The sequence below is a fragment of the Pantoea sp. ICBG 1758 genome (assembly GCF_002928325.1).
Classification (GTDB): Bacteria; Pseudomonadota; Gammaproteobacteria; order Enterobacterales; family Enterobacteriaceae; genus Pantoea; species Pantoea eucrina.
This window is the reverse complement of record NZ_POWL01000003.1, coordinates 416,302-437,614: the sequence shown is the minus strand read 5'-3', so window position 1 is coordinate 437,614 and position 21,313 is coordinate 416,302. Positions and strand designations below refer to the sequence as shown.

Sequence of the window (21,313 nt, the reverse complement as noted above, 5' to 3'; positions counted from 1 at the left end):
CATGGTGAAGTTAGACAGAAACGATCCTCTGATGCTGGCGCGCCAGCTCCCTACCCAGACAGTTGCCCTGATCCTTGCTGGCGGACGCGGCACGCGTCTGAAAGATCTGACCGCAAAACGCGCGAAGCCTGCCGTTCACTTTGGCGGCAAGTTTCGTATCATCGACTTTGCCCTTTCCAACTGCATTAACTCAGGCATCCGGCGCATTGGCGTTATTACCCAGTATCAGTCGCATACGCTGACGCAGCATATTCAGCGCGGATGGTCACTGTTTAACGAAGAGATGAATGAGTTTGTCGATTTGCTGCCCGCTCAGCAGCGCGCCGCGACGGAGTACTGGTATCGCGGCACTGCCGATGCGGTGACGCAGAACCTCGATATTATCCGGCGCTATAACGCACAGTACATCGTGATCCTTGCTGGCGATCACATCTACAAAATGGACTACTCGCGTATGCTGCTCGACCACGCTGAACGCGGGGCGAAGTGCACTATCGCCTGTCTGCCGGTTCCGCTGGCGGAAGCGACCGCCTTTGGCGTGATGGCGGTAGATGCTGACAACAACGTGGTCGATTTTGTTGAAAAACCCGCGACTCCTCCCGCTATGCCTGGCGACGCAGATAAGGCGCTGGCAAGTATGGGTATCTATGTTTTCAATGCCGACTATCTTTATCAGTTACTGGAAGAAGATTTGCTGGTAGAGAACTCCAGCCACGACTTTGGCAAAGATCTGCTGCCAAAAATTGTGGCGAGCGGTGAGGCGTATGCACATTCATTCACGCTCTCCTGCGTGCAGAACGATGAGAATGCAGAACCCTACTGGCGTGATGTAGGTACGCTGGAGGCCTACTGGCGTGCGAATCTTGATCTGGCATCCGTGACGCCAGAGCTGGATATGTATGACCATGAATGGCCCATCCGGACCCATATGGAGCCACTGCCGCCGGCTAAATTTGTGCAGGATCGCTCCGGCAGTCATGGCATGACCATGAACTCGCTGGTATCGGGCGGCTGTATTATTTCCGGCTCCGTAGTCGTGAATTCAGTGCTGTTTCCGCGCGTGCGCGTAAACTCATTTTGCAATATTGATTCAGCGGTGCTGCTACCGGATGTTGTGGTAGGCCGTTCGTGCCGGCTTCGCCGCTGTGTAATTGACCGTGCCTGCGCAATCCCGGAGGGCATGGTGATTGGAGAGAATCCGGATGAAGACAGCCGGCGTTTTTACCGATCGGAAGAGGGCATCGTACTGGTGACGCGCGCCATGCTGGCCAGGCTGGCCACCGCGGGTCAGTGAGTGGCGACAAGCATACAAAAAAACCGCCGCGTGGAACGCGCGCGATAACATAATAGGGGTTCAGGATGCAGGTTTTACATGTCTGTTCAGAGCTTTTTCCGCTGCTGAAAACGGGCGGGCTGGCTGATGTCGTCGGCGCATTACCGCAGGCGCAAATAGCCGATGGTACGGATACGCGGGTACTGATCCCGGCGTTTCCGGATCTGCGTAAAGGAATTCCTGATACTGACGTGGTGGCGGAGCTGCAAACTTTTGCCGGGCCCGTGCGCCTGCTGTTCGGGCAGTACAACGGTGTCGGTATTTATCTGATTGATGCGCCAGGACTGTATGACCGTCCCGGCAGCCCCTACCACGACACGTCGCAGTTCGCATACGTAGACAACTATCTGCGTTTCGCACTGCTGGGCTGGATGGGTGCCGAGCTGGCCAGCGGAGTAGATGGCCTGTGGCGTCCGCAGATTGTGCACGCGCATGACTGGCATGCCGGTCTGACCTGCGCCTATATCGCCGCGCGCGGCAATCCGGCTAAAACGGTCTTTACCGTACACAACCTTGCCTATCAGGGGCTGTTTAACGCCCGGCATCTGGATGAGATTCAGATCCCGCGCGAATATTTTGGCATGCATGGCCTGGAGTTTTACGGCCAGATCTCTTACCTCAAGGCTGGTCTGTTCTTTGCCGATCACATCACGGCGGTCAGTCCGACCTACGCGCTGGAGATCACCCGACCGGAGTTTGGTTATGGCATGGAAGCGCTGCTGGAGCAGCGTCTGCGTGAAGGTCGTCTGAGCGGTATTCTCAACGGTGTGGATCCGGGCATCTGGGATCCGGCTCATGACCTGCTGCTGACCGCCCGTTATGACCGCGAAACCCTGGAAAGCAAAGCGGAAAACAAACGTCAGCTGCAGATCGCCATGGGACTGAAGGTCGACGATAAAGTGCCGATTTTCTGCGTCATCAGCCGGCTGACAAAACAGAAAGGGCTCGATCTGGTGCTGGAAGCGCTGCCGGGTCTGCTGGCGCAGGGCGGGCAGCTGGTGCTGCTGGGTCAGGGCGACGCCGAACTGCAGCAGGGTTTCCTTGCGGCCGCGGCGGAACACCCCGGCAGCGTAGGCGTGCAGATTGGCTATCACGAAGCGTTCTCACACCGCATTGTTGGCGGTGCCGATGTGATTATGGTTCCCAGCCGCTTTGAACCCTGCGGGCTGACGCAGCTCTATGGCCTGAAATATGGCACGCTGCCGCTGGTGCGTCGTACCGGTGGCCTGGCCGATACCGTACAGGATAGCTCTCTGGAGAACCTGGCGGATGGTGTTGCCAGCGGCTTCAGTTTTGAAGACAGCAATGCCTGGTCACTGCTGCGGGCTATTCGTCGCGCCTTTGTACTCTGGTCACGGCCTTCACTGTGGCGCTATGTTCAGCGCCAGGCCATGGCGATGGATTTCAGCTGGCAGGTGGCTGCGCAGGCCTACCGCGATCTTTATCAACGTATGCTGTAATTGAGAGATTGGGAGTCCGGATATGAATGCACCTTTCACCTACGCCTCACCCACGCTGACGGTTGAAGCGCTGAAGCACTCAATCGCCTATAAGCTGATGTTTACGATTGGCAAAGATCCTTCAATCGCGAATAAACACGAGTGGCTGAACGCCTCGCTGCTCGCGGTGCGCGACCGTATGGTGGAGCGCTGGCTGCGTTCCAGCCGTGCGCAGCTGTCGCAGGATGTGCGTCAGGTTTACTACCTGTCGATGGAGTTCCTGATGGGCCGCACGCTGGGCAATGCGCTGCTGGCGATGGGCATTTATGACGATCTCAATCAGGCGCTGGATGAGATGGGACTCAATCTCAGCGAACTGATGGAAGAGGAGAACGATCCCGGACTCGGCAACGGCGGCCTTGGTCGTCTGGCCGCCTGCTTTTTAGATTCGCTGGCAACGTTAGGCCTGCCGGGACGCGGTTACGGCATCCGCTATGACTACGGTATGTTCCGGCAGAACATTGTCGACGGCCAGCAGCGTGAGTCGCCGGACTACTGGCTGGAGTATGGCAATCCGTGGGAATTTCAGCGCCATAATACCCGCTATAAAGTGCGTTTCGGCGGTCGTCTGCAGCATGAGGGCGCGCGCGTTCGCTGGATTGAAACGGAAGAGATTGTCGCGATGGCGTACGATCAAATCATTCCCGGTTTTGACACCGATGCCACCAATACCCTGCGGCTGTGGGGGGCGCAGGCGAGCAATGAGATCAATCTCGGCAAGTTTAACCAGGGCGACTACTTTGCGGCCGTCGAGGACAAAAATCATTCCGAGAACGTTTCGCGGGTTCTCTATCCGGATGATTCAACCTACTCAGGACGCGAGCTGCGGCTGCGTCAGGAGTACTTTCTTGTCTCCTCTACGGTGCAGGATATTCTGCATCGCCACTGGAAAATGCATGAAACCTGGGACAACCTTGCTGACAAAGTCGCTATCCATTTGAACGACACGCATCCGGTTCTGGCGATCCCGGAGCTGATGCGGCTGCTGATTGATGAGTATAAATTCAGCTGGGATGACGCGTTTGAAGTCACCTGTCAGATCTTCTCCTATACCAACCATACGCTGATGAGCGAGGCGCTGGAGACCTGGCCGGTAGATATGATCGGCAAAATTTTGCCGCGTCACCTGAGTATTATTTTCGAGATCAACGATTACTTCCTGAAGACGATTCAGGAGCACTATCCCGACGACTGGGATCTGATGTCGCGCATCTCGATTATCGATGAGAATGATGGCCGCCGCATCCGTATGGCGTGGCTGGCGGTGGTGGTGAGTCACAAAGTAAACGGCGTCTCTGAGCTGCACTCCAATTTGATGGTGCAGTCGCTGTTTGCCGACTTTGCCCGGCTCTTTCCGGGACGTTTCTGCAACAAGACCAACGGCGTGACGCCGCGTCGCTGGCTGGCGCTGGCGAATCCGGCGCTCTCCGGCGTGCTGGATGAAACCATTGGCCGCACCTGGCGCACCGATCTGTCACAGCTCAGCGAGCTGCAGCCGCATATCGACTACCCGGCGTTTATTCGCCAGGTTGCCGATGCCAAATTTGCCAACAAGCAGCGGCTGGCGGCATGGGTCGCCAAGAATATGGATATCGTGCTCAATCCGAACGCGCTGTTCGATGTACAGATCAAGCGTATTCACGAGTACAAACGGCAGCTGCTTAACGTGCTGCATGTGATCACCCGCTATAACCGGATCAAAGCCGATCCCGATGCCAGCTGGGTGCCGCGCGTAAATATTTTTGCCGGTAAAGCCGCCTCGGCCTACTACGTGGCAAAACACATTATCCATCTGATCAACGATGTGGCTGACGTGATCAACAACGATCCGCAGGTAAAGAACAAGCTGAAAGTGGTGTTTATTCCTAACTACGGCGTCAGCCTCGCGCAGATCATCATTCCGGCGGCCGATCTTTCCGAGCAGATCTCCACGGCGGGTACTGAGGCCTCCGGCACCAGTAACATGAAGTTTGCGCTAAACGGCGCGCTGACCATCGGCACGCTGGATGGCGCAAACGTGGAGATGCGCGAGCACGTGGGCGCAGAGAACATCTTTATCTTCGGCAACACCACGCCGCAGGTTGAGCAGCTGCGCAAAGAGGGCTACAACCCGCGCAAATACTTTGAGGAAGATGCTGAGCTGCACCAAGTGCTGACGCAGATTGCCACCGGCGTGTTCAGTCCGCAGGAGCCTGGACGGTATCGCAACCTGTTTGATGCGCTGGTTAACTTTGGTGACCACTATCAGCTGCTGGCGGATTACCGCAGCTATGTGGATACGCAGGATAAAGTGGATAAGCTTTACCGGCAGCCGGATGAGTGGCAGCGGCGTGCAGCGCTGAATATCGCCGGTATGGGCTACTTCTCGTCAGATCGCACCATTCAGGAGTATGCGGATGAGATCTGGCATATTTCGCCGGTGCGGTTATAAAAAAGGTCGCCATGAATGGCGACCCTGCAAAATATGGCCCGATGCGCATTAATGCGCATCGGGTAACGGCTTACTTCAGCGTAATGCTCTTCACAATGCTGTCTGCATCGCTCTGCGCCTGCTGCTGATTCTCTGCCGGCAGGGTGATCTGCAGCGTCAGCAGCTGATTATCGACTTTTGCCAGCACCACCGTTGACCACGATGTCTGGTTGTTAGCGGAAATCACCGTATCCAGCTGCTGTGCCGGCTGGTCTTTCAGCGTTACCGCTTTATTCGACACCACCTGCAGCTGCGGATCGCGATTGCGCTGCTGATGCTCCAGACGTTTTGAGAGCGTCTCAAGTGAGTCACTGGTCGGGTCGCCGGCAATCACGATAATGGCGCGCTGGCCGGTTTCATTAGCGTAGACGTGCATATTGGTGGATTCAGAGCCGAGTTTACCGCTCTTATCAGACATGCCCGCAGGCAGCGTAAAGCTCAGTTTCCCTTCCATCAGATTCACCGTCTGAGCGGACTGGCTGACGCTGGTACCGCTGTTGTCAGCAGCATCCTCTTTTTTCTGATCGCACGCCGCCAGGCCCAGCACCAGCAGGCCGATACCTGCATACTTCACTACGTTGCGCATTCTGTTCCCTTTTACAATTCCAGTCTGGCTTATACAAACGGAATCGGCGGTCAAAAGCAACCGCCGATGTGTCAGGAAATCTTAGCGCACCGCGCCATTTCGTCTATGGCACATTAGCCGAAATTGATCTGGCGGGCCTGATGCCGTTCCGCCATGCGCTTCAGGGCGGCATTCAGCAGCAGGCCGTAGGCGGGCAGGAAGAAGATCAGGCAGATCAGCACTTTGAAGCTGTAGTCCACCAGGGCAATCTCGACCCAGTGCGCTGCCATGAAGGGATCCTGGCTCTTATAAAAAGCGATAAAGAAAAAGGCCAGCGTATCGCTGACGTTGCCGAGAAACATGGCGCAGGCTGGCGCTATCCACCACTGCGGCAGCTGGCGCAGACGGTTAAAGACGTGAACGTCAAGGATTTGACCCAGCGCATAGGCCATAAAGCTGGCGCAGGCGATACGGGCGACAAACAGATTGACCTGCTGCAGCGACGCCCAGCCCTGCCATGCCCCCTGATAAAAGAGGCAGGAGATAGCGTACGAGATAAATAGCGCCGGGATCATCACCGCGAGAATAATGCGTCGCGCGAGCGGGGCGCCAAAAATACGCACGGTCAGGTCGGTTGCGAGAAAAATAAAGGGAAAGCTGAACGCACCCCAGGTGGTATGAAAACCGAAAATAGCGACCGGCAGCTGAACCAGATAATTGCTGGAAGTGATCACCAGCAGATGAAACAGCGACAGCCAGAAAAGGGCGTGCATGCGCTGACGCGCAGAAAAAGCGATCATATTGAGCCTTTTTTAACAATGGGGTGAGGGAACCCATCCCTTCATCGTTCGCATTTTTGCTGCGCTGGCTGCGCGTGCTAAAAGACTAACGATTTTGGGGACTAAGCAACGGTATTGAAAAATCGGACGGCATCTTAACCCGTTGCGCAATTTATGCAACGGTTAATTTTAACGCAATCGTTGTCGCCTTGCGCTGCGGAAATGGCGAGCTAGAATGAGCATCCCTGTTTACTGACCGATAAGAGAATCATGAGCGATCCTTTCTCCGCACCCGACCACACGCTGGACGCGCTGGGCCTGCGCTGCCCTGAACCCGTGATGATGGTACGCAAGACGGTACGCACGATGCAGGCGGGTGAAACGCTGCTGATTATTGCCGACGATCCGGCGACTACGCGCGATATCCCCGGCTTCTGCCGCTTTATGGATCACGATTTACTGGCACAGCAGACCGAAGCGCTGCCGTACCAGTATCTGATCAGGAAAGGCGCGGAGGCCTGACGGGGGGCTGGCGCAGCAGACGCAGAGCGTTTGCGGTCACCAGCGCCGTAGCGCCCGAATCGGCCAGCACTGCCAGCCACAAGCCGGTTAAGCCGAGCAGCGTCGTGAGCAGAAACAGCGCCTTCAGCCCCAGCGCCAGCGTAATATTCTGCAGCACGATGGCGCGGGCGCGCCGCGCCAGCGCGACGGTCTGCGGCAGAAGGGTCAGGCGGTTCTGCGTCAGCGCAGCGTCGGCCGTTTCCAGCGCCACGTCGGTGCCGCTGCCCATAGCAATCCCGATAGCCGCCGCTTTCATCGCTGGCGCATCATTAATGCCGTCACCTACCATAGCCAGCGGCTGCTGCTGGCTCAGCGCGCGTACGGCACTGACTTTGTCTGCCGGCAGCAAACCCGCCCGATATTCAATATTAAGTTCTGCCGCTATGGCGGCGGCCGCACGCGGGTTATCTCCGGTCAGCATGACGCTGGCGATCCCCGCGGCTCTGAGCTGATCGATAGCCGCCGCAGCCTCTTCACGCAGCCGATCCTGCAGCGCCAGCAGCCCCAGCGGCCGATCTGCCTGCAGCAGGATCACCACCGTGTTGCCCTCGCGCTCGTACTCCATCACACGCTGCCGCTGCTGATCGCTCAATCCCGGCGCGGCACGCGGTGTCAGCAGCTGATAAGGGACGCCGTCAATGCTCGCGCGAATACCGCTGCCCGCCAGCGCCTGCTGCTGTTGCGCATCCGGCAGAGTCAGCTGCCGTTTCGCGGCTTCTGCGACAATTGCCTGCGCCAGCGGATGCCCGGACCCGCGCTCTGCCGCCGCCGCGAGGCGCAGCAGCGCCGCTTCGTCAGTCTGACCGAAAGCGCGGATCGCCGTAACCTGCGGTTTACCCAGGGTCAGCGTGCCGGTTTTGTCGAAGGCGATAACCTGCACGCGGCTCAGCTGCTCCAGCGCGGCGCCACCTTTAAGCAGCACGCCCTGACGCGCGGCAGAGGCCAGCGCTGAAGTCACCGCCGCCGGCGTTGAGATCACCAGCGCGCAGGGGCAGCCAATCAGCAGCAGCGTCAGCCCTTTATAGATCCACGGCTGCCACTCTCCCAGGCCAGAGAGCGGCGGGACCACCATCACCAGTAGCGCCAGCAGCATAATGGCCGGCGTATAGATGCGGCTAAAGCGATCGATAAAGCGTTCTGCCGGTGCGCGATGGCTCTCCGCTTCATCAATGAGCTGCAGGATACGATCGATAGCGCTCTCTCCCGGCAGAGAGGTCACTTTTATCTGCACCAGCCGATCAACGCTGGTGGCGCCGGCCATCAGCCGATCGCCGGGCTGATGGCTCACCGGCAGGGACTCACCGGTTAATGCGCTTTCATCAAAACTGGCGCTGAACTGCAGCAGCTCGCCATCAACCGGCAGGCGGCCGCCGGCGGCAACTTCAATAATGTCGCCCGGCTGCAGCGCCGCCAGCGGGACCGCAACGCGCAGCGCGCCCTGCAGCCGTGTCGCACGCTCCGGACGCAGCGCCATCAGAGCGGTCACACCGCGTCGCGCCTGCGCTGCGGCCCAGGCCTCAAGCCGCTCACCGATTAAAAACAGCAGCAGCACCATCGCAGCTTCGGCATGAGCGCCCGTTACCAGCGCGCCGGCTGCCGCCGCCGTCATCAGCGTTTCGATTGAGAAAGGCGAGCCGCTGCGGATCCGCTGCCAGGCGCTGTGCGCGACCGGCAGGAGACCGGCCAGCGCGGTCGCAACAAACAGGCGATCGCCCCAGATCGGTGACTGCTGACTTATCAGCCAGCTCGTCAGCATCAGCAGTGCCAGCAGCAGCAGCGCGGCGCGATCGCGCCAGCATGAAGTCGCCGGCGGGGGAGCGGGGGCATCAGCGGCGTGCAGCCTGAAGCCCGCCTGTTTTACCGCCTGTTCTATAGCGGCCTGCATGGCAGCGGGGGCACAGACTTCCAGCTTTTCACTGGCAAAAATCACGCGCGCCTGCGTGACCTGCGGCAGCTTTTGTACGGCGGTTTCGATAGTGCGCGCGCAGCCCGGGCAGTCCATCCCGGTAATTCGCCAGCGCAGTGCAGGCTGCCCGTTAGCAGAGTCTCTGTTTTCATCCGCGTTAGCTGACGCCGCGCTTCCGGCACAGCAGGCGGTGCCGGTTGTGACGGGCGTGGTCAGACGGGTGAAGCGGGCCGCGGGCAGGGGGCGCACGGCAGCGTGTGGCCGCAGTTTGCTGCCCGGCCGGTCACAGCCGCAGGGGGAAATCTGTTGATGCATGGAGCCTCCGGTATCAGTAACGGGCAGTTGCCCGTTACTGAAGGCTACACTCTGGAGTCAGCTCCAGAGTCAAGCCTGGAATGGCCGGTGTATCAGGAGAGCCAGAGTGAACGCACGATCATAAAATGACCGGCAAAATAGCAGGCGGCGACAATGGCGCTGTCAGCGCTGAAGCGGCGGCGATAGTGTGAAATAAACCAGATGATATTGGCCAGCAGCAGCAGGCCCGCACCAATCAGCAGCGAGAAACTGTAGTCGGTCGGACGGAAAAAGTAGTTTTCAGCCGCCATCCAGTTCATCACCAGCGTCATGCCAATCAGGGTACAGATGGGCCAGCGCAGCTCCTCCAGCCGCGTCCAGAGCAGCGCAATGACCGCAACGCCGATAATCAGAAACGTCAGCGGAATAGGCCAGTAGAAGCTCATGGTCATATGGGCGGTAAAACTGATGGTGTAGAGCAGATGCGAAAGGAAAAACGCGCCCAGCGCATAAAGCATTTGCTGTCGGGGCAGCAGCATCAGCGCATCGCCTGCCAGCGTGGCAATCAGTCCGGCAAGGATCAGATAGTCAGTGGTGTTCACAGCCGGTGCCTGCCAGGCCCAGGCAACCAGCAGCAGCAGGGTAACAGGTTTAAACAGCCAGCGTTGCCACTGCGGACCGCGATAGGAGGCATCCACATAAAGCCAGCCGGAAAAAAGTACTGCAAGGAAAGACCAAAGCATTTTTTCTCCCTTTTGTAGACCAGATGTCCACACTGTTGAAATATCCCAGACTCTCTCTGAGTTTAAGTTACCGCTGGCAAATGTGACAATCGGGCAACTCTGGTTGTATGCTTTAGCTTCTTTTTTAATGATCAAATGAAGTGAAGTGCGAGCAAAAACATGAGCAAACCACCGCTAATCTTTTTTATCGTCCTGGCGATTATCGCCATTCTGGCGACCCGGCAGTTTATCAAGCAGCGGCGGGAAGCTGCGGTTAACGACGCCTCCCCGGTACGATCGCTGACCGTGCAGGTAAAAACCAAGCGTGAATATCCGGCACCGAATCGTCGTTCGCGTCAGCGCGAAGAGATTGCCGGTGAAGAGATGAAATATGAAGCCTGGTTTCATCCGCTGAACGGGGCGAGCGACATTAAAACCGCGGTCAGCGCCAGCGATTATCACCAGATGGATAAGGGCGTAAAAGGCGAGCTGAAGATGCAGGGCAGCCGTTTTGTCAGCTTTACCCCCGCGCGCTGAAACCGGAGCGCCGGCAAAGGTGCCCCGGTTAGCGCCGGATCACATCTTCGGATAGTGCTTTTTCTGCCAGGCGAGCAGCTCAAATACCCCGAAAAAGAAAATCTTAGCCTGCGTGGCGCCGCTCAGCTTCGGCGCCTCTTTGGGCTGGGTGGCGCGCAGCAGCACCAGCTGCAGTCCATGCATAATCACCATGAAAAACAGGGCGACATGCACAAAATAGCGCAGCGGTGTGGGAAAAGGGTGCACCAGATTAAGCAGCAGAAAAGCCCAGACGCAAATCATCAGTAACCGTCCCAGATTAAGCCACATCATGCGCCTCCTGTTGGCGTTGATAGAGTCGATAGGCGACCTGACCGGCGATCTTCTCCCGGTAAAGCTGCCAGCTGGCGGGCACGTCAGGCGCCCCCTGTTCCACTTCACTTTCCACGTAAATCAGCGCGTCTGCGCTCAGCCACTGATTGCGCTCCAGCAGCGCCAGCGTCTCCGCCAGCAGCCCTTTGCGAAAGGGTGGATCGACAAATACGATATCAAAAGCTTCGCCAGGCTGCGCCAGCCACTGCAGCGCGCTGGTCTGCACCACCGTCGCCTGCGTGGCGCGCAGCGTGTCGACATTGCGCGACAGCTGCTGCGCTACGCTGCGCTCCAGCTCCAGCAGCGTGACTGAACCCGCATAGCGCGACAGCGCTTCGAGACCCAGCGCGCCGCTGCCGGCGAAGCAGTCGAGGCAGCGCGCCTGCGGAAGGTCGGGTGCCAGCCAGTTAAACAGGGTTTCGCGTACGCGATCGGTCGTGGGGCGCAGGCCTGCGCTATCCGGCACCGGAAGTTTACGGCCGCGCCACTGGCCGCCAATGATGCGGATCTGGCCAGCGCCGCCGCCGCTGCGGGGTGATTTACTCATTTTGCTCACAACTCGTCATAATTTGTTGCGTAGTTTAACGGGCGCGACAGGCAGAAGAAACGTAAAAAAGGGTGCTGTGGTGCGCTGGCCGGAAAGTGTTAGACTATTGAACGATACAAGCGTGCGTAATTCGCTGATTTTACGCCGCAGAAAGCCAAAAAACTGAATTTATATCCCCTGGGGACAGCGTGCTACCGGGAATAAGCCATCGAGGAGTGTAGTTACACAATGGCAAAAGAGAAAAAACGCGGCTTTTTTTCCTGGCTGGGATTTGGCAAGGAAGAGCAGGCACCCGCCCCGGCTGAAGAGCAGGTAAAAGAGCAGCCTGCAGAGGAGGCTCAGCCCGCTGCCGCTGAAGAGAGTGCGTCAGAGCGTGCCGAAGCGCAGGCAGCAGAAACCGTTGCGCTGACGGAGCAACTGGCGAAAGAGCAGGCGGCAGCAGATCAGGCAGCCCGGCATGCGCTGCCACCTGAAGAGGCCATCATCACCGCGCAGCCGGAGGAGATCCTGCCGGAAGAGGAGCCTGAGCTGACGCCGCTGCCGGTCAATGAAGAGATCCTGCCGGAAGAGGAGCCTGAGCTGGCGCCGCTGCCGGTTAATGAAGAGATCCTGCCGGAAGAGGAGCCTGAACGGGCGCCGCTGCCGGTTGCTGAAGAGACCCTGCCGCAAGAAGAACCTGAACTGGCGCCGCTGCCGGAAGAGATACCGGCTGCCACTGCCGGGGAGCCACCGCTGACAGCCGCCGTCGCGCCGGAACCGGTTCTGCCCGGCGATGAAAGCCAGCTGGCGGAAGCGGAACCTCTGGCAGATGAGGATGCGCCGCTCAGCGATGAAGAGCTGGAGGCACTGGCGCTGGCGGAAACCTACGCTGAAGACGCCGCTGCAGACTCTGCAGACACCGTAAGCGATCTTCCGCTGGCGGCCGCGCCTATTGTGGCGCAGGAGCAGGAGCGCCCGACTAAAGAGGGCTTTTTTGCGCGCCTCAAGCGCAGCCTGGTTAAAACGCGCACCAACCTTGGCTCAGGTTTTATCAGCCTGTTTCGCGGTAAAAAGATTGATGACGACCTGTTTGACGAGCTGGAAGAGCAGCTGCTGATTGCGGATGTGGGCGTGGAAACTACTCGCCGGATTATCACCAGCCTGACTCAGCAGGCGAGCCGCAAACAGCTGCGCGATGCTGAAGCGCTCTATGGTCTGCTGAAGGCGGAAATGGCCGGCATTCTCGATAAAGTCGATGCGCCGCTGGATGTCAGTGGCAAAACGCCGTTTGTGATCCTGATGGTCGGCGTAAACGGCGTCGGCAAAACCACCACTATCGGTAAACTGGCGCGCCAGTATCAGGCGGAAGGCAAATCGGTGATGCTGGCTGCCGGCGATACCTTCCGTGCCGCTGCGGTCGAGCAGCTGCAGGTGTGGGGAGAGCGCAATCATATTCCGGTTGTGGCACAGCATACCGGTGCGGATTCCGCCTCGGTGATTTTCGATGCTATTCAGGCGGCGAAGTCGCGCAATGTGGATGTGTTAATTGCGGATACCGCTGGTCGCCTGCAGAACAAATCGCACCTGATGGAAGAGCTGAAAAAAATCACCCGCGTGATGAAGAAGCTGGATGAGGATGCGCCGCATGAAGTGATGCTGACGTTAGATGCCAGCACCGGACAGAATGCGGTGAGTCAGGCAAAACTGTTTAATGAAGCGGTAGGGCTGACCGGTATCGCCCTGACCAAGCTGGACGGCACGGCGAAGGGGGGCGTTATCTTCTCCATTGCCGATCAGTTCGGCATTCCTATTCGCTATATCGGTGTCGGAGAAGGCATCGAAGATTTACGGCCATTTAAGGCCGAAGACTTTATTGAGGCACTGTTTGCCCGAGAGGAATGATTGGCATGATTCGCTTTGAAGAAGTCAGTAAGGCTTATCTGGGAGGGCGCCAGGCGCTGCAGGGCGTTGATTTTCATCTGCGTCCCGGCGAGATGTCCTTCCTGACCGGACACTCCGGCGCGGGTAAAAGTACCCTGCTGAAGCTGATTTGCGGCATTGAGCGTCCGAGCGCCGGACAGATCTGGTTCAGCGGGCACGATATCTCCCGCCTGCGTCACAGCGAAGTGCCGTTTCTGCGGCGCCAGATTGGCATGATTTTCCAGGATCACCATCTGCTGATGGATCGCTCTGTCTATGACAATGTGGCTATCCCGCTGATTATTTCCGGCGCCAGCGGCGAAGATATCCGCCGTCGTGTTTCAGCGGCCCTGGATAAAGTCGGCCTGCTCGACAAAGCGAAAAGTTACCCGATTCAGCTCTCCGGCGGTGAACAGCAGCGCGTGGGTATTGCGCGCGCGGTGGTTAATAAACCCGCCGTACTGCTGGCAGATGAACCCACCGGTAACCTCGATAATGCGCTGTCAGAAGATATCCTGCGCCTGTTTGAAGAGTTCAACCGGGTCGGGGTAACGGTACTGATGGCAACCCACGATCTGGGGCTGATCGCGCGGCGTAACTACCGCGTGATGACGCTGAATCAGGGACGTCTGCACGGAGGCCACGATGGTCAATAAACGCAACAAGCGCCCGGCGGCGGCCAGAGCGGCAAAGCAGCCTAAAACGCCGTCAAAGCGCAAAGCGCTAAAAGGTGGCTGGCAGGAGCAGTGGCGCTACGCCCTGCGCGGCACCCTGTCTGATATGTGGCGCCAGCCGCTGGCAACGCTGCTTACCGTTATGGTTATCGCGATTTCACTGACGCTGCCGAGCGTCTGTTACATGGTGTGGAAAAACGTCAGCCAGGCGGCCACCCAGTGGTATCCGGCGCCGCAGCTGACGGTCTATCTCGACAAGACGCTGGACGACAGTGCGGCAGAAAACGTCACCGCACAGCTTAAGCAGCTGGAAGGCGTCGACAGTGTGAACTACCTGACGCGCGACGAGGCGCAGAGTGAGTTTCGCAACTGGTCTGGTTTTGGCGGCGCGATGGATCTGCTGGAGCAGAATCCGCTGCCGGCGGTGGCCATCATCACGCCGAAGCTTAATTTCCAGAACTCAGACACTATGGCAAGCCTGCGCGATCGGGTGGCAAAAGTGCAGGGCGTGGATGAAGTACGGATGGATGACAGCTGGTTTGCCCGTCTGGCGGCGCTGACCGGTCTGGTCGGGCAGGTGGCCTCTATGATCGGTCTGCTGATGATTGTGGCAGTGTTCCTGGTGATTGGTAACAGCGTCCGGCTCAGCATCTTTGCCCGGCGTGACACCATCAACGTCCAGAAGCTGATTGGCGCAACGGATGGCTTTATCCTGCGGCCGTTCCTCTATGGCGGTGCGCTGCTCGGTTTTGCCGGTGCGCTGCTGTCGCTGGTGCTGTCTGAAGTGCTGGTGCTGCGACTGCAGTCGGTGGTGGCGCAGGTCGCGTCGGTGTTTGGCACCGCCTTTACGCTGGAAGGTTTTGCGTGGGACGAAGGCCTGCTGCTGCTGCTGATTGCCGCCATTATTGGCTGGATTGCTGCCTGGCTTGCCACTGTACAACATTTACGCCGATTTACGCCGCAGTAACCCATGGCAACGATTTTTTGATATACTCTTCCTCTGCCGCCAGCGATGCAGGCGCAGAGGAATGCTCCGATTTTCCCCGCTGTCACCTGTGTGTAAAATATTCACTGCTATAATTGAACTTGTGGATAACCCTGGCGTCTAATTAGCACAGATTGCTGTTGGTTTTCGCCTGACGTTGACATACTGTAGCGTCTGCGTAAGGACACGCGCAGCAACTCCATTGAATTTGTGAGGGTTTGAATGACCAAAGAAATGCAAACTTTAGCGATTGCTCCTCTGGGCAACCTGGAATCTTACGTTCGGGCTGCCAACAACTGGCCGGTATTGACGGCAGAAGAGGAAAAAGCACTGGCTGAGCGGCTGCATTACCAGGGCGATCTGGATGCAGCGAAAACGCTGATCCTGTCACACCTGCGCTTTGTTGTTCACATCGCACGTAACTATGCAGGTTATGGTCTGCCACAGGCGGATCTGATTCAGGAAGGCAACATCGGCCTGATGAAAGCGGTGCGCCGTTTTAATCCGGAAGTGGGCGTGCGCCTGGTCTCATTTGCAGTGCACTGGATCAAAGCAGAGATCCACGAGTACGTGCTGCGCAACTGGCGCATTGTCAAAGTCGCTACTACCAAAGCGCAGCGTAAGCTGTTCTTTAACCTGCGTAAAACCAAGCAGCGTCTGGGCTGGTTTAATCAGGATGAAGTTGACATGGTGGCGCGTGAACTCGGCGTCAGCACGAAAGATGTGCTGGAGATGGAGTCGCGTATGGCGGCACAGGACATGACCTTTGATATGTCCTCTGACGATGAGGCGGGCGACGGCAAGCCAATGGCTCCCGTACTCTACCTGCAGGATAAAACATCAGACTTCGCTGACGGTATCGAAGAGGATAACTGGGACGCCCACGCAGCGGATAAGCTGAGTGATGCGATGCTCAGCCTGGATGAACGCAGTCAGCATATCATCCGTGCCCGCTGGCTGGATGATGACAATAAAACCACGCTGCAGGAGCTGGCCGACCGCTATGGCGTTTCAGCGGAGCGCGTGCGTCAGCTGGAAAAGAATGCGATGAAAAAGCTGCGCATGGCGATTGAAGCCTGACAGTTCGCAGACGGTAATAAGGGCAACCTCAGGGTTGCCCTTTTTTATGTCCGCCATCCGGCCGCGTAACGCTACTCTGCCACTTTTACCCAGCCATCTGCCTGCGCGCGGAAGCCACACGCCTGCATAAACGCCGCCCGGATCCCCTGGTCAGCATAGCCATCATCCGCAATCCACCAGTGATCCTGCGAACCATTCTGCGCCAGAGTCTCCTCCAGTAAGTAACGCCCGACGCCGCGCCGGCGCGTAGCCTCACGGACTTCAAAGTGCGTGATTTTGCCGTGGGTACCGCGGATTTCCAGCTGCAGCGCGCCCAGCAGCCGATCGTTAAACCGCGCGGCATAGAGCCGCTGCGTATCACTCAATGTCTTTTCCAGCTGCGCAATATCCTGCTGTGGCCAGATTTTAGCGAGGTCGATGCGATCCTGCGGCGTAAGTGAAACGATACGCTGAATAGTGAGTTTCATAACCCGTACCTGTACTGGCAGAAAGGGCATAGTGTAGCGAATTTATACAGTCAGAGCGCTGTCACTTTTTTGCGATAAAAACAGGTCAAATGGCAGACACTTTGCCAGGATTGTGGAGTAAGCCCGCAACGATTGCCGAATAAGCCAGCATAACACGCTACCCTGGTGCACAAATTACGGCCATAACCTCCAGAGTATTATGCTGTTCAGGCCGCTCATTACTGAATATGTCAGTTGATTTACAGCAGAAAATTCCTGTTTAATAACCTGAAAATAAAGCTGTTTTAACAAAAAAAGCCAGATAAGAGCGCTAACTCCTTCTATCTGAATCAGTTTCCTCTTTCACTGGCTGAAATAAAACCAATCACAACAGACACGACATAACAGATGGGGAAGTACGCATGAAGATGAGTAAAGGACGCGCGTTACTGGCGGGCTGCGTTGCACTGGCACTGAGCCATGCCGCGCTGGCTGCCGATATTAAAATCGCTATCGTGGGTGCAGCAACCGGCCCGGTCGCGCAATATGGTGATATGCAGTTCACGGGTGCAGCGCAGGCGATCAAAGATATTAATGCCAAAGGCGGCGTAAACGGCGACAAGCTGGTTGGCGTGGAGTATGACGACGCGTGCGACCCGAAACAGGCGGTTGCGGTGGCGAACAAAGTGGTTAACGACGGCATTAAATATGTTATCGGCCATCTCTGCTCCTCTTCTACGCAGCCTGCATCTGACATCTATAACGATGAAGGCATTCTGATGATCACGCCGGCCGCCACCGCCCCTGAACTGACGGCGCGTGGCTATGCTGACGTTATGCGCACTACCGGTCTCGACTCCGATCAGGGGCCGACGGCAGCGACCTATATTCTGGAGCAGATCAAGCCGAAGCGTATTGCCGTTGTGCATGACAAGCAGCAGTACGGCCAGGGTCTGGCGGAGTCCGTGCAGAAAACCCTGAAGGCCAAAGGTGGCAACGTGGTGCTGTTTGAGGGCATCACCGCCGGCGATAAAGATTTCTCCACGCTGATTGCCCGCCTGAAGAAAGAGAACGTCGATTTTGTTTACTACGGCGGCTACTACCCGGAGCTGGGGCAGATCCTGCGCCAGGCAAAAACTGCCGGCCTGAAAGCGGGCTTTATGGGACCAGAGGGCGTGGGTAACGCCTCACTCTCCAATATTGCTGGCGATGCGTCAGAAGGGCTGTACGTCACGCTGCCAAAGCGTTATGACCAGCTGCCGGAGAACAAAGCGATCGTTGATGCCATTAAGGGCAACAGCGCTTCAAACCGCAAAGATCCGACCGGCCCGTTTGTCTGGACCACCTATGCCGCAATCCAGTCGCTGGTGGCGGGCATTGAGCGCAGCAAAAGCGATGAGCCCGATGCGATTGCAAAAAACCTGAAAGAGGGCGCACCGGTGCCAACCGTGATGGGCAACCTGAGCTGGGATCAGAAAGGCGATCTGAAAGGGTTCGAGTTCGGCGTGTTTAAATGGCACAAAGATGGCTCATCAACCGCAGTGAAATAAGCGCTGTTAACCGGTTCTACCGCATAGCGTAACTATCTCCCCCTCCCGTGCGCGGGCGGGGGCAGGGAGCTGGCAGACGCGCCGCGAGCGGTTTGCTGCCCTGACCCTTTCTTACCCCAGAGAGGGAATCTCTGATCCACTTGCAGGTCCTCATTATGTCCGAGCAGTTTCTCTATTTTATTCAGCAGATGTTCAACGGGGTCACCCTCGGGAGCACCTATGCGCTGATCGCGATTGGCTACACCATGGTGTATGGCATTATCGGCATGATCAACTTCGCCCACGGCGAGGTTTACATGATCGGCAGCTATGTCTCTTTTATTGTCATTGCCGCCCTGATGATGATGGGCATTGATACCTCGTGGCTGATGATCGCCGCCGGTTTTATCATGGCAGTGATCATCTCCAGCGCTTACGGCTGGAGTATTGAACGCGTTGCCTATAAGCCGGTGCGCTCTTCCAAGCGGCTGATTGCGCTTATCTCCGCCATCGGGATGTCTATTTTCCTGCAAAACTACGTCAGCCTGACCCAGGGCTCGCGCGATCTGGCGCTGCCGAGTCTGATCACCGGCCAGTGGACATTGGGTGAAAGCAACGGCTTCGCCGCCACGCTCACGACCATGCAGCTGGTGATCTGGGTAGTGACGTTTCTGGCAATGCTGGCGCTGACGCTGTTTATCCGCTATTCGCGTATGGGCCGCGCCTGCCGCGCCTGCGCAGAAGATCTGAAAATGGCGAGCCTGCTGGGCATCAATACCGACCGCGTCATTTCGCTGACCTTTGTGATTGGTGCGGCTATGGCAGCGGTTGCTGGCGTGCTGCTGGGGCAGTTCTACGGCTCAATCAACCCGTTTATCGGCTTTATGGCCGGCATGAAAGCATTTACTGCAGCGGTGCTGGGCGGTATCGGCAGTATTCCGGGCGCCATGATTGGCGGACTGGTACTCGGCATTGCGGAAGCGCTGACGTCAGCTTACCTCTCGACGGAATATAAAGATGTGGTCTCCTTTGCGCTGCTGATCGTGGTATTGCTGGTGATGCCAACCGGTATCCTGGGCCGCCCGGAGGTAGAGAAAGTATGAAGCGTCTCGGGCTGCTTAACGCCGTGCTTTCCGCGGCAATGCTGCTGGTACTGGCCAGCTTCTTTATGGGCATGCGTCTCGACCTGGATGGCACCCGGCTGATTGTGGTCAGCGCGGGCGAGGTTCGCTGGAACTGGATCTTCGCCGGCTGCGCGGTGGTCTTTATCTTTCAGCTGCTGCGTCCGCTGTTTTCAGGCCGGTTTCGCCGCAGCGGTAAAGCCTTTGTGCTGCCGGCGTTTGATGGATCTACCGCGAAGCAGAAACTGCTGATGGCGCTGCTGATCGTCGCTGCCGTTGCGTGGCCGCTGTTTGCCTCACGCGGCAGCATCGACATTGCTACGCTGACGCTGATCTACGTCATGCTGGGACTGGGGCTTAACGTGGTGGTTGGCCTCTCCGGACTGCTGGTGCTGGGCTACGGCGGTTTTTATGCCATTGGCGCCTATACCTTTGCGCTGCTGAACCACTACTACGGTTTTGGCTTTTGGGAGAGCCTGCCGCTGGCGGGCATCGTGGCGGGCGCCTTTGGCCTGATGCTGGGATTTCCGGTGCTGCGCCTGCGCGGCGACTATCTGGCGATTGTCACGCTCGGTTTCGGTGAAATCGTGCGTATTCTGCTGCTGAACAGTACGTCGATTACCGGCGGGCCGAACGGTATCGCGCAAATCCCCAAACCCGGCCTGTTTGGCATTGAGTTTGGCCGCCGCGTCAGCGAAGGGGGCTGGACGACGTTCCACGAGCTGACCGGGCTTGCCTACAACCCCAATCACCGCGTGATTTTCCTCTATCTGGTCGCGCTGCTGCTGGTGGTACTGACGCTATTTGTGATCAATCGCCTGCTGCGTATGCCGCTGGGGCGCGCATGGGAAGCGCTGCGCGAAGATGAGATCGCCTGCCGCTCGCTGGGGCTGAGCCCGACGCGCATCAAGCTGACCGCCTTTACCATCAGCGCCGTATTTGCCGGTTTTGCCGGGACGCTGTTTGCAGCGCGCCAGGGCTTTGTCAGCCCGGAGTCGTTTACGTTTGTTGAATCCGCTTTTGTGCTGGCTATCGTGGTACTGGGCGGGATGGGGTCTCAGCTGGCGGTGATCCTCGCGGCGATCCTGCTGGTGGTATCGCGTGAACTGATGCGCGATCTTAATGAGTACAGCATGCTGGTGCTGGGCGGCCTGATGGTGCTGATGATGATCTGGCGTCCGCAGGGGTTGCTACCGATGAAGCGTCCGCATCTGAAACTGAAAAAGAGCAAACAGGGAGAGCAGGCATGAGTCAGCCTTTATTAGCCGTTGAAGGCCTGATGATGCGTTTTGGCGGCCTGCTGGCCGTCAACAATGTGGCACTGGCGCTGCATCCGCAGGAGATTGTTTCACTTATCGGACCCAACGGTGCCGGTAAAACCACCGTGTTTAACTGCCTGACCGGCTTCTATAAGCCGACCGGCGGCACCATTAAATTGCGCGATCGGCCGCTGCAGGGCCTGCCGGGACAGAAAATCGCGCGCATGGGCATTGTGCGCACGTTTCAGCACGTGCGGCTGTTCCGTGAGATGACGGTGATTGAAAATCTGCTGGTGGCGCAGCATCAGCATCTGAAAAGCGGCGTCTTTTCCGGCCTGTTAAAAACCCCGGCGTTTCGCCGCGGTGAGAGCGAGGCGCTCGATCGCGCAGCCATCTGGCTGGAGCGTATCGGCCTGCTGGAGCTGGCAAACCGCCAGGCGGGTAATCTGGCTTACGGCCAGCAGCGCCGGCTGGAAATTGCCCGCTGCATGGTCACGCGCCCGGAGATCCTGATGCTGGACGAACCGGCCGCGGGCCTTAACCCGCGTGAAACGCATGAGCTGGATGCGCTGATCGCCGAGCTGCGCAGCGAGCACAAGGTATCAGTACTGCTGATTGAACACGATATGAAGCTGGTGATGGGCATTTCCGACCGCATCTACGTGGTCAATCAGGGAACGCCGCTGGCGAACGGTACACCGGAACAGATCCGCAACAACCCGGACGTGATCCGGGCTTATTTAGGTGAGGCGTAAG

20 protein-coding genes are annotated in these 21,313 nt (G+C 57.8%); 13 read left to right on the top strand and 7 right to left on the bottom strand.

Annotation, left to right across the window (positions count from 1 at the left end; genetic code table 11):
- Position 1 precedes the first annotated feature (1 nt).
- The 3 genes from glgC to glgP all read left to right on the top strand — a co-directional run bounded on the left by glgC (position 2) and on the right by glgP (position 5,263).
- Positions 2-1,294 (top strand): glucose-1-phosphate adenylyltransferase, encoded by a 1,293-nt coding sequence (glgC, locus tag C1Y41_RS13770; RefSeq protein WP_094112167.1) that lies wholly within the window; start codon positions 2-4, stop codon positions 1,292-1,294.
- Between the two features lie 65 nt (positions 1,295-1,359).
- On the top strand, positions 1,360-2,793 hold the full coding sequence (gene glgA, locus C1Y41_RS13765) for a glycogen synthase GlgA (protein WP_039381887.1): 1,434 nt from the start codon (positions 1,360-1,362) through the stop codon (positions 2,791-2,793).
- 22 nt (positions 2,794-2,815) lie between these two features.
- A complete protein-coding gene (gene glgP / locus C1Y41_RS13760) occupies positions 2,816-5,263 on the top strand; it encodes a glycogen phosphorylase (RefSeq protein WP_104085627.1) in 2,448 nt (815 codons plus the stop codon).
- A 70-nt stretch (positions 5,264-5,333) separates the two neighbouring features.
- Here the strand turns inward: glgP and C1Y41_RS13755 are convergent, their stop codons facing one another.
- Positions 5,334-5,888 carry a DcrB family lipoprotein gene (locus tag C1Y41_RS13755; RefSeq protein ID WP_104085626.1) on the bottom strand — a complete coding sequence of 185 codons (555 nt, stop codon included), beginning with the start codon at positions 5,886-5,888 and terminating at the stop codon, positions 5,334-5,336.
- 113 nt (positions 5,889-6,001) lie between these two features.
- Entirely contained in the window at positions 6,002-6,667 is a 666-nt protein-coding gene (locus C1Y41_RS13750; RefSeq protein WP_039381893.1) for a 7-cyano-7-deazaguanine/7-aminomethyl-7-deazaguanine transporter, read from the bottom strand.
- Positions 6,668-6,916: 249 nt separating this feature from the next.
- On the opposite strand from C1Y41_RS13750, the gene tusA reads away from it, so the two are divergent.
- Complete coding sequence (tusA, locus tag C1Y41_RS13745; RefSeq protein ID WP_039381895.1) at positions 6,917-7,168, top strand: sulfurtransferase TusA; 252 nt, start codon at positions 6,917-6,919, stop codon at positions 7,166-7,168.
- Here tusA and C1Y41_RS13740 read toward each other — a convergent pair.
- The gene (locus tag C1Y41_RS13740) at positions 7,146-9,428 is read right to left on the bottom strand and encodes a zinc/cadmium/mercury/lead-transporting ATPase (RefSeq protein WP_104085625.1); all 2,283 of its coding nucleotides are present in this window, start codon (positions 9,426-9,428) and stop codon (positions 7,146-7,148) included. The two genes, tusA and C1Y41_RS13740, sit on opposite strands and share 23 nt — an antisense overlap.
- Before the next feature lie 92 nt (positions 9,429-9,520).
- Positions 9,521-10,150, bottom strand: a complete 630-nt coding sequence (locus tag C1Y41_RS13735) for a lysoplasmalogenase (RefSeq protein WP_039381901.1) — start codon at positions 10,148-10,150, stop codon at positions 9,521-9,523.
- A 159-nt stretch (positions 10,151-10,309) separates the two neighbouring features.
- Here C1Y41_RS13735 and C1Y41_RS13730 point away from each other — a divergent pair, with 159 nt between their 5' ends.
- Complete coding sequence (locus tag C1Y41_RS13730) at positions 10,310-10,666, top strand: DUF2500 domain-containing protein (protein ID WP_039381903.1); 357 nt, start codon at positions 10,310-10,312, stop codon at positions 10,664-10,666.
- Between the two features lie 39 nt (positions 10,667-10,705).
- Here the strand turns inward: C1Y41_RS13730 and C1Y41_RS13725 are convergent, their stop codons facing one another.
- Together C1Y41_RS13725 and rsmD are read right to left on the bottom strand one after the other, a co-directional pair.
- On the bottom strand, positions 10,706-10,975 hold the full coding sequence (locus C1Y41_RS13725; RefSeq protein WP_039331733.1) for a DUF1145 family protein: 270 nt from the start codon (positions 10,973-10,975) through the stop codon (positions 10,706-10,708).
- Positions 10,965-11,564, bottom strand: coding sequence for a 16S rRNA (guanine(966)-N(2))-methyltransferase (gene rsmD, locus C1Y41_RS13720; protein WP_039381905.1), 600 nt, complete (start codon positions 11,562-11,564; stop codon positions 10,965-10,967). Before rsmD ends, C1Y41_RS13725 begins: the two co-directional genes overlap by 11 nt.
- A gap of 228 nt (positions 11,565-11,792) precedes the next feature.
- Between rsmD and ftsY the strand changes: the two genes are divergently transcribed.
- The 4 genes from ftsY to rpoH all read left to right on the top strand — a co-directional run bounded on the left by ftsY (position 11,793) and on the right by rpoH (position 16,202).
- Positions 11,793-13,445, top strand: a complete 1,653-nt coding sequence (gene ftsY, locus C1Y41_RS13715; RefSeq protein ID WP_104085624.1) for a signal recognition particle-docking protein FtsY — start codon at positions 11,793-11,795, stop codon at positions 13,443-13,445.
- Between the two features lie 5 nt (positions 13,446-13,450).
- Positions 13,451-14,119, top strand: a complete 669-nt coding sequence (gene ftsE / locus C1Y41_RS13710; protein ID WP_065650521.1) for a cell division ATP-binding protein FtsE — start codon at positions 13,451-13,453, stop codon at positions 14,117-14,119.
- A complete protein-coding gene (ftsX, locus tag C1Y41_RS13705; RefSeq protein ID WP_104085623.1) occupies positions 14,109-15,104 on the top strand; it encodes a permease-like cell division protein FtsX in 996 nt (331 codons plus the stop codon). The genes ftsE and ftsX overlap by 11 nt, the downstream gene beginning before the upstream one ends.
- Before the next feature lie 240 nt (positions 15,105-15,344).
- Positions 15,345-16,202, top strand: a complete 858-nt coding sequence (gene rpoH / locus C1Y41_RS13700; protein WP_039381911.1) for an RNA polymerase sigma factor RpoH — start codon at positions 15,345-15,347, stop codon at positions 16,200-16,202.
- 71 nt (positions 16,203-16,273) lie between these two features.
- On the opposite strand, the gene panM is transcribed toward rpoH, so the two are convergent.
- The gene (panM, locus tag C1Y41_RS13695) at positions 16,274-16,669 is read right to left on the bottom strand and encodes an aspartate 1-decarboxylase autocleavage activator PanM (RefSeq protein ID WP_039381914.1); all 396 of its coding nucleotides are present in this window, start codon (positions 16,667-16,669) and stop codon (positions 16,274-16,276) included.
- Positions 16,670-17,070: 401 nt separating this feature from the next.
- Between panM and C1Y41_RS13690 the strand changes: the two genes are divergently transcribed.
- From C1Y41_RS13690 to livG, 4 genes are all read left to right on the top strand, one after another.
- Positions 17,071-18,198, top strand: coding sequence for a branched-chain amino acid ABC transporter substrate-binding protein (locus C1Y41_RS13690; RefSeq protein ID WP_104085622.1), 1,128 nt, complete (start codon positions 17,071-17,073; stop codon positions 18,196-18,198).
- 155 nt (positions 18,199-18,353) lie between these two features.
- A complete protein-coding gene (livH, locus tag C1Y41_RS13685; protein ID WP_071668458.1) occupies positions 18,354-19,280 on the top strand; it encodes a high-affinity branched-chain amino acid ABC transporter permease LivH in 927 nt (308 codons plus the stop codon).
- Positions 19,277-20,548: a high-affinity branched-chain amino acid ABC transporter permease LivM gene (locus C1Y41_RS13680; protein WP_094111289.1), complete on the top strand. Its 1,272-nt coding sequence runs from the start codon at positions 19,277-19,279 to the stop codon at positions 20,546-20,548. The genes livH and C1Y41_RS13680 overlap by 4 nt, the downstream gene beginning before the upstream one ends.
- Positions 20,545-21,312 carry a high-affinity branched-chain amino acid ABC transporter ATP-binding protein LivG gene (gene livG, locus C1Y41_RS13675; protein WP_039381923.1) on the top strand — a complete coding sequence of 256 codons (768 nt, stop codon included), beginning with the start codon at positions 20,545-20,547 and terminating at the stop codon, positions 21,310-21,312. The genes C1Y41_RS13680 and livG overlap by 4 nt, the downstream gene beginning before the upstream one ends.
- Position 21,313: the final 1 nt, after the last annotated feature.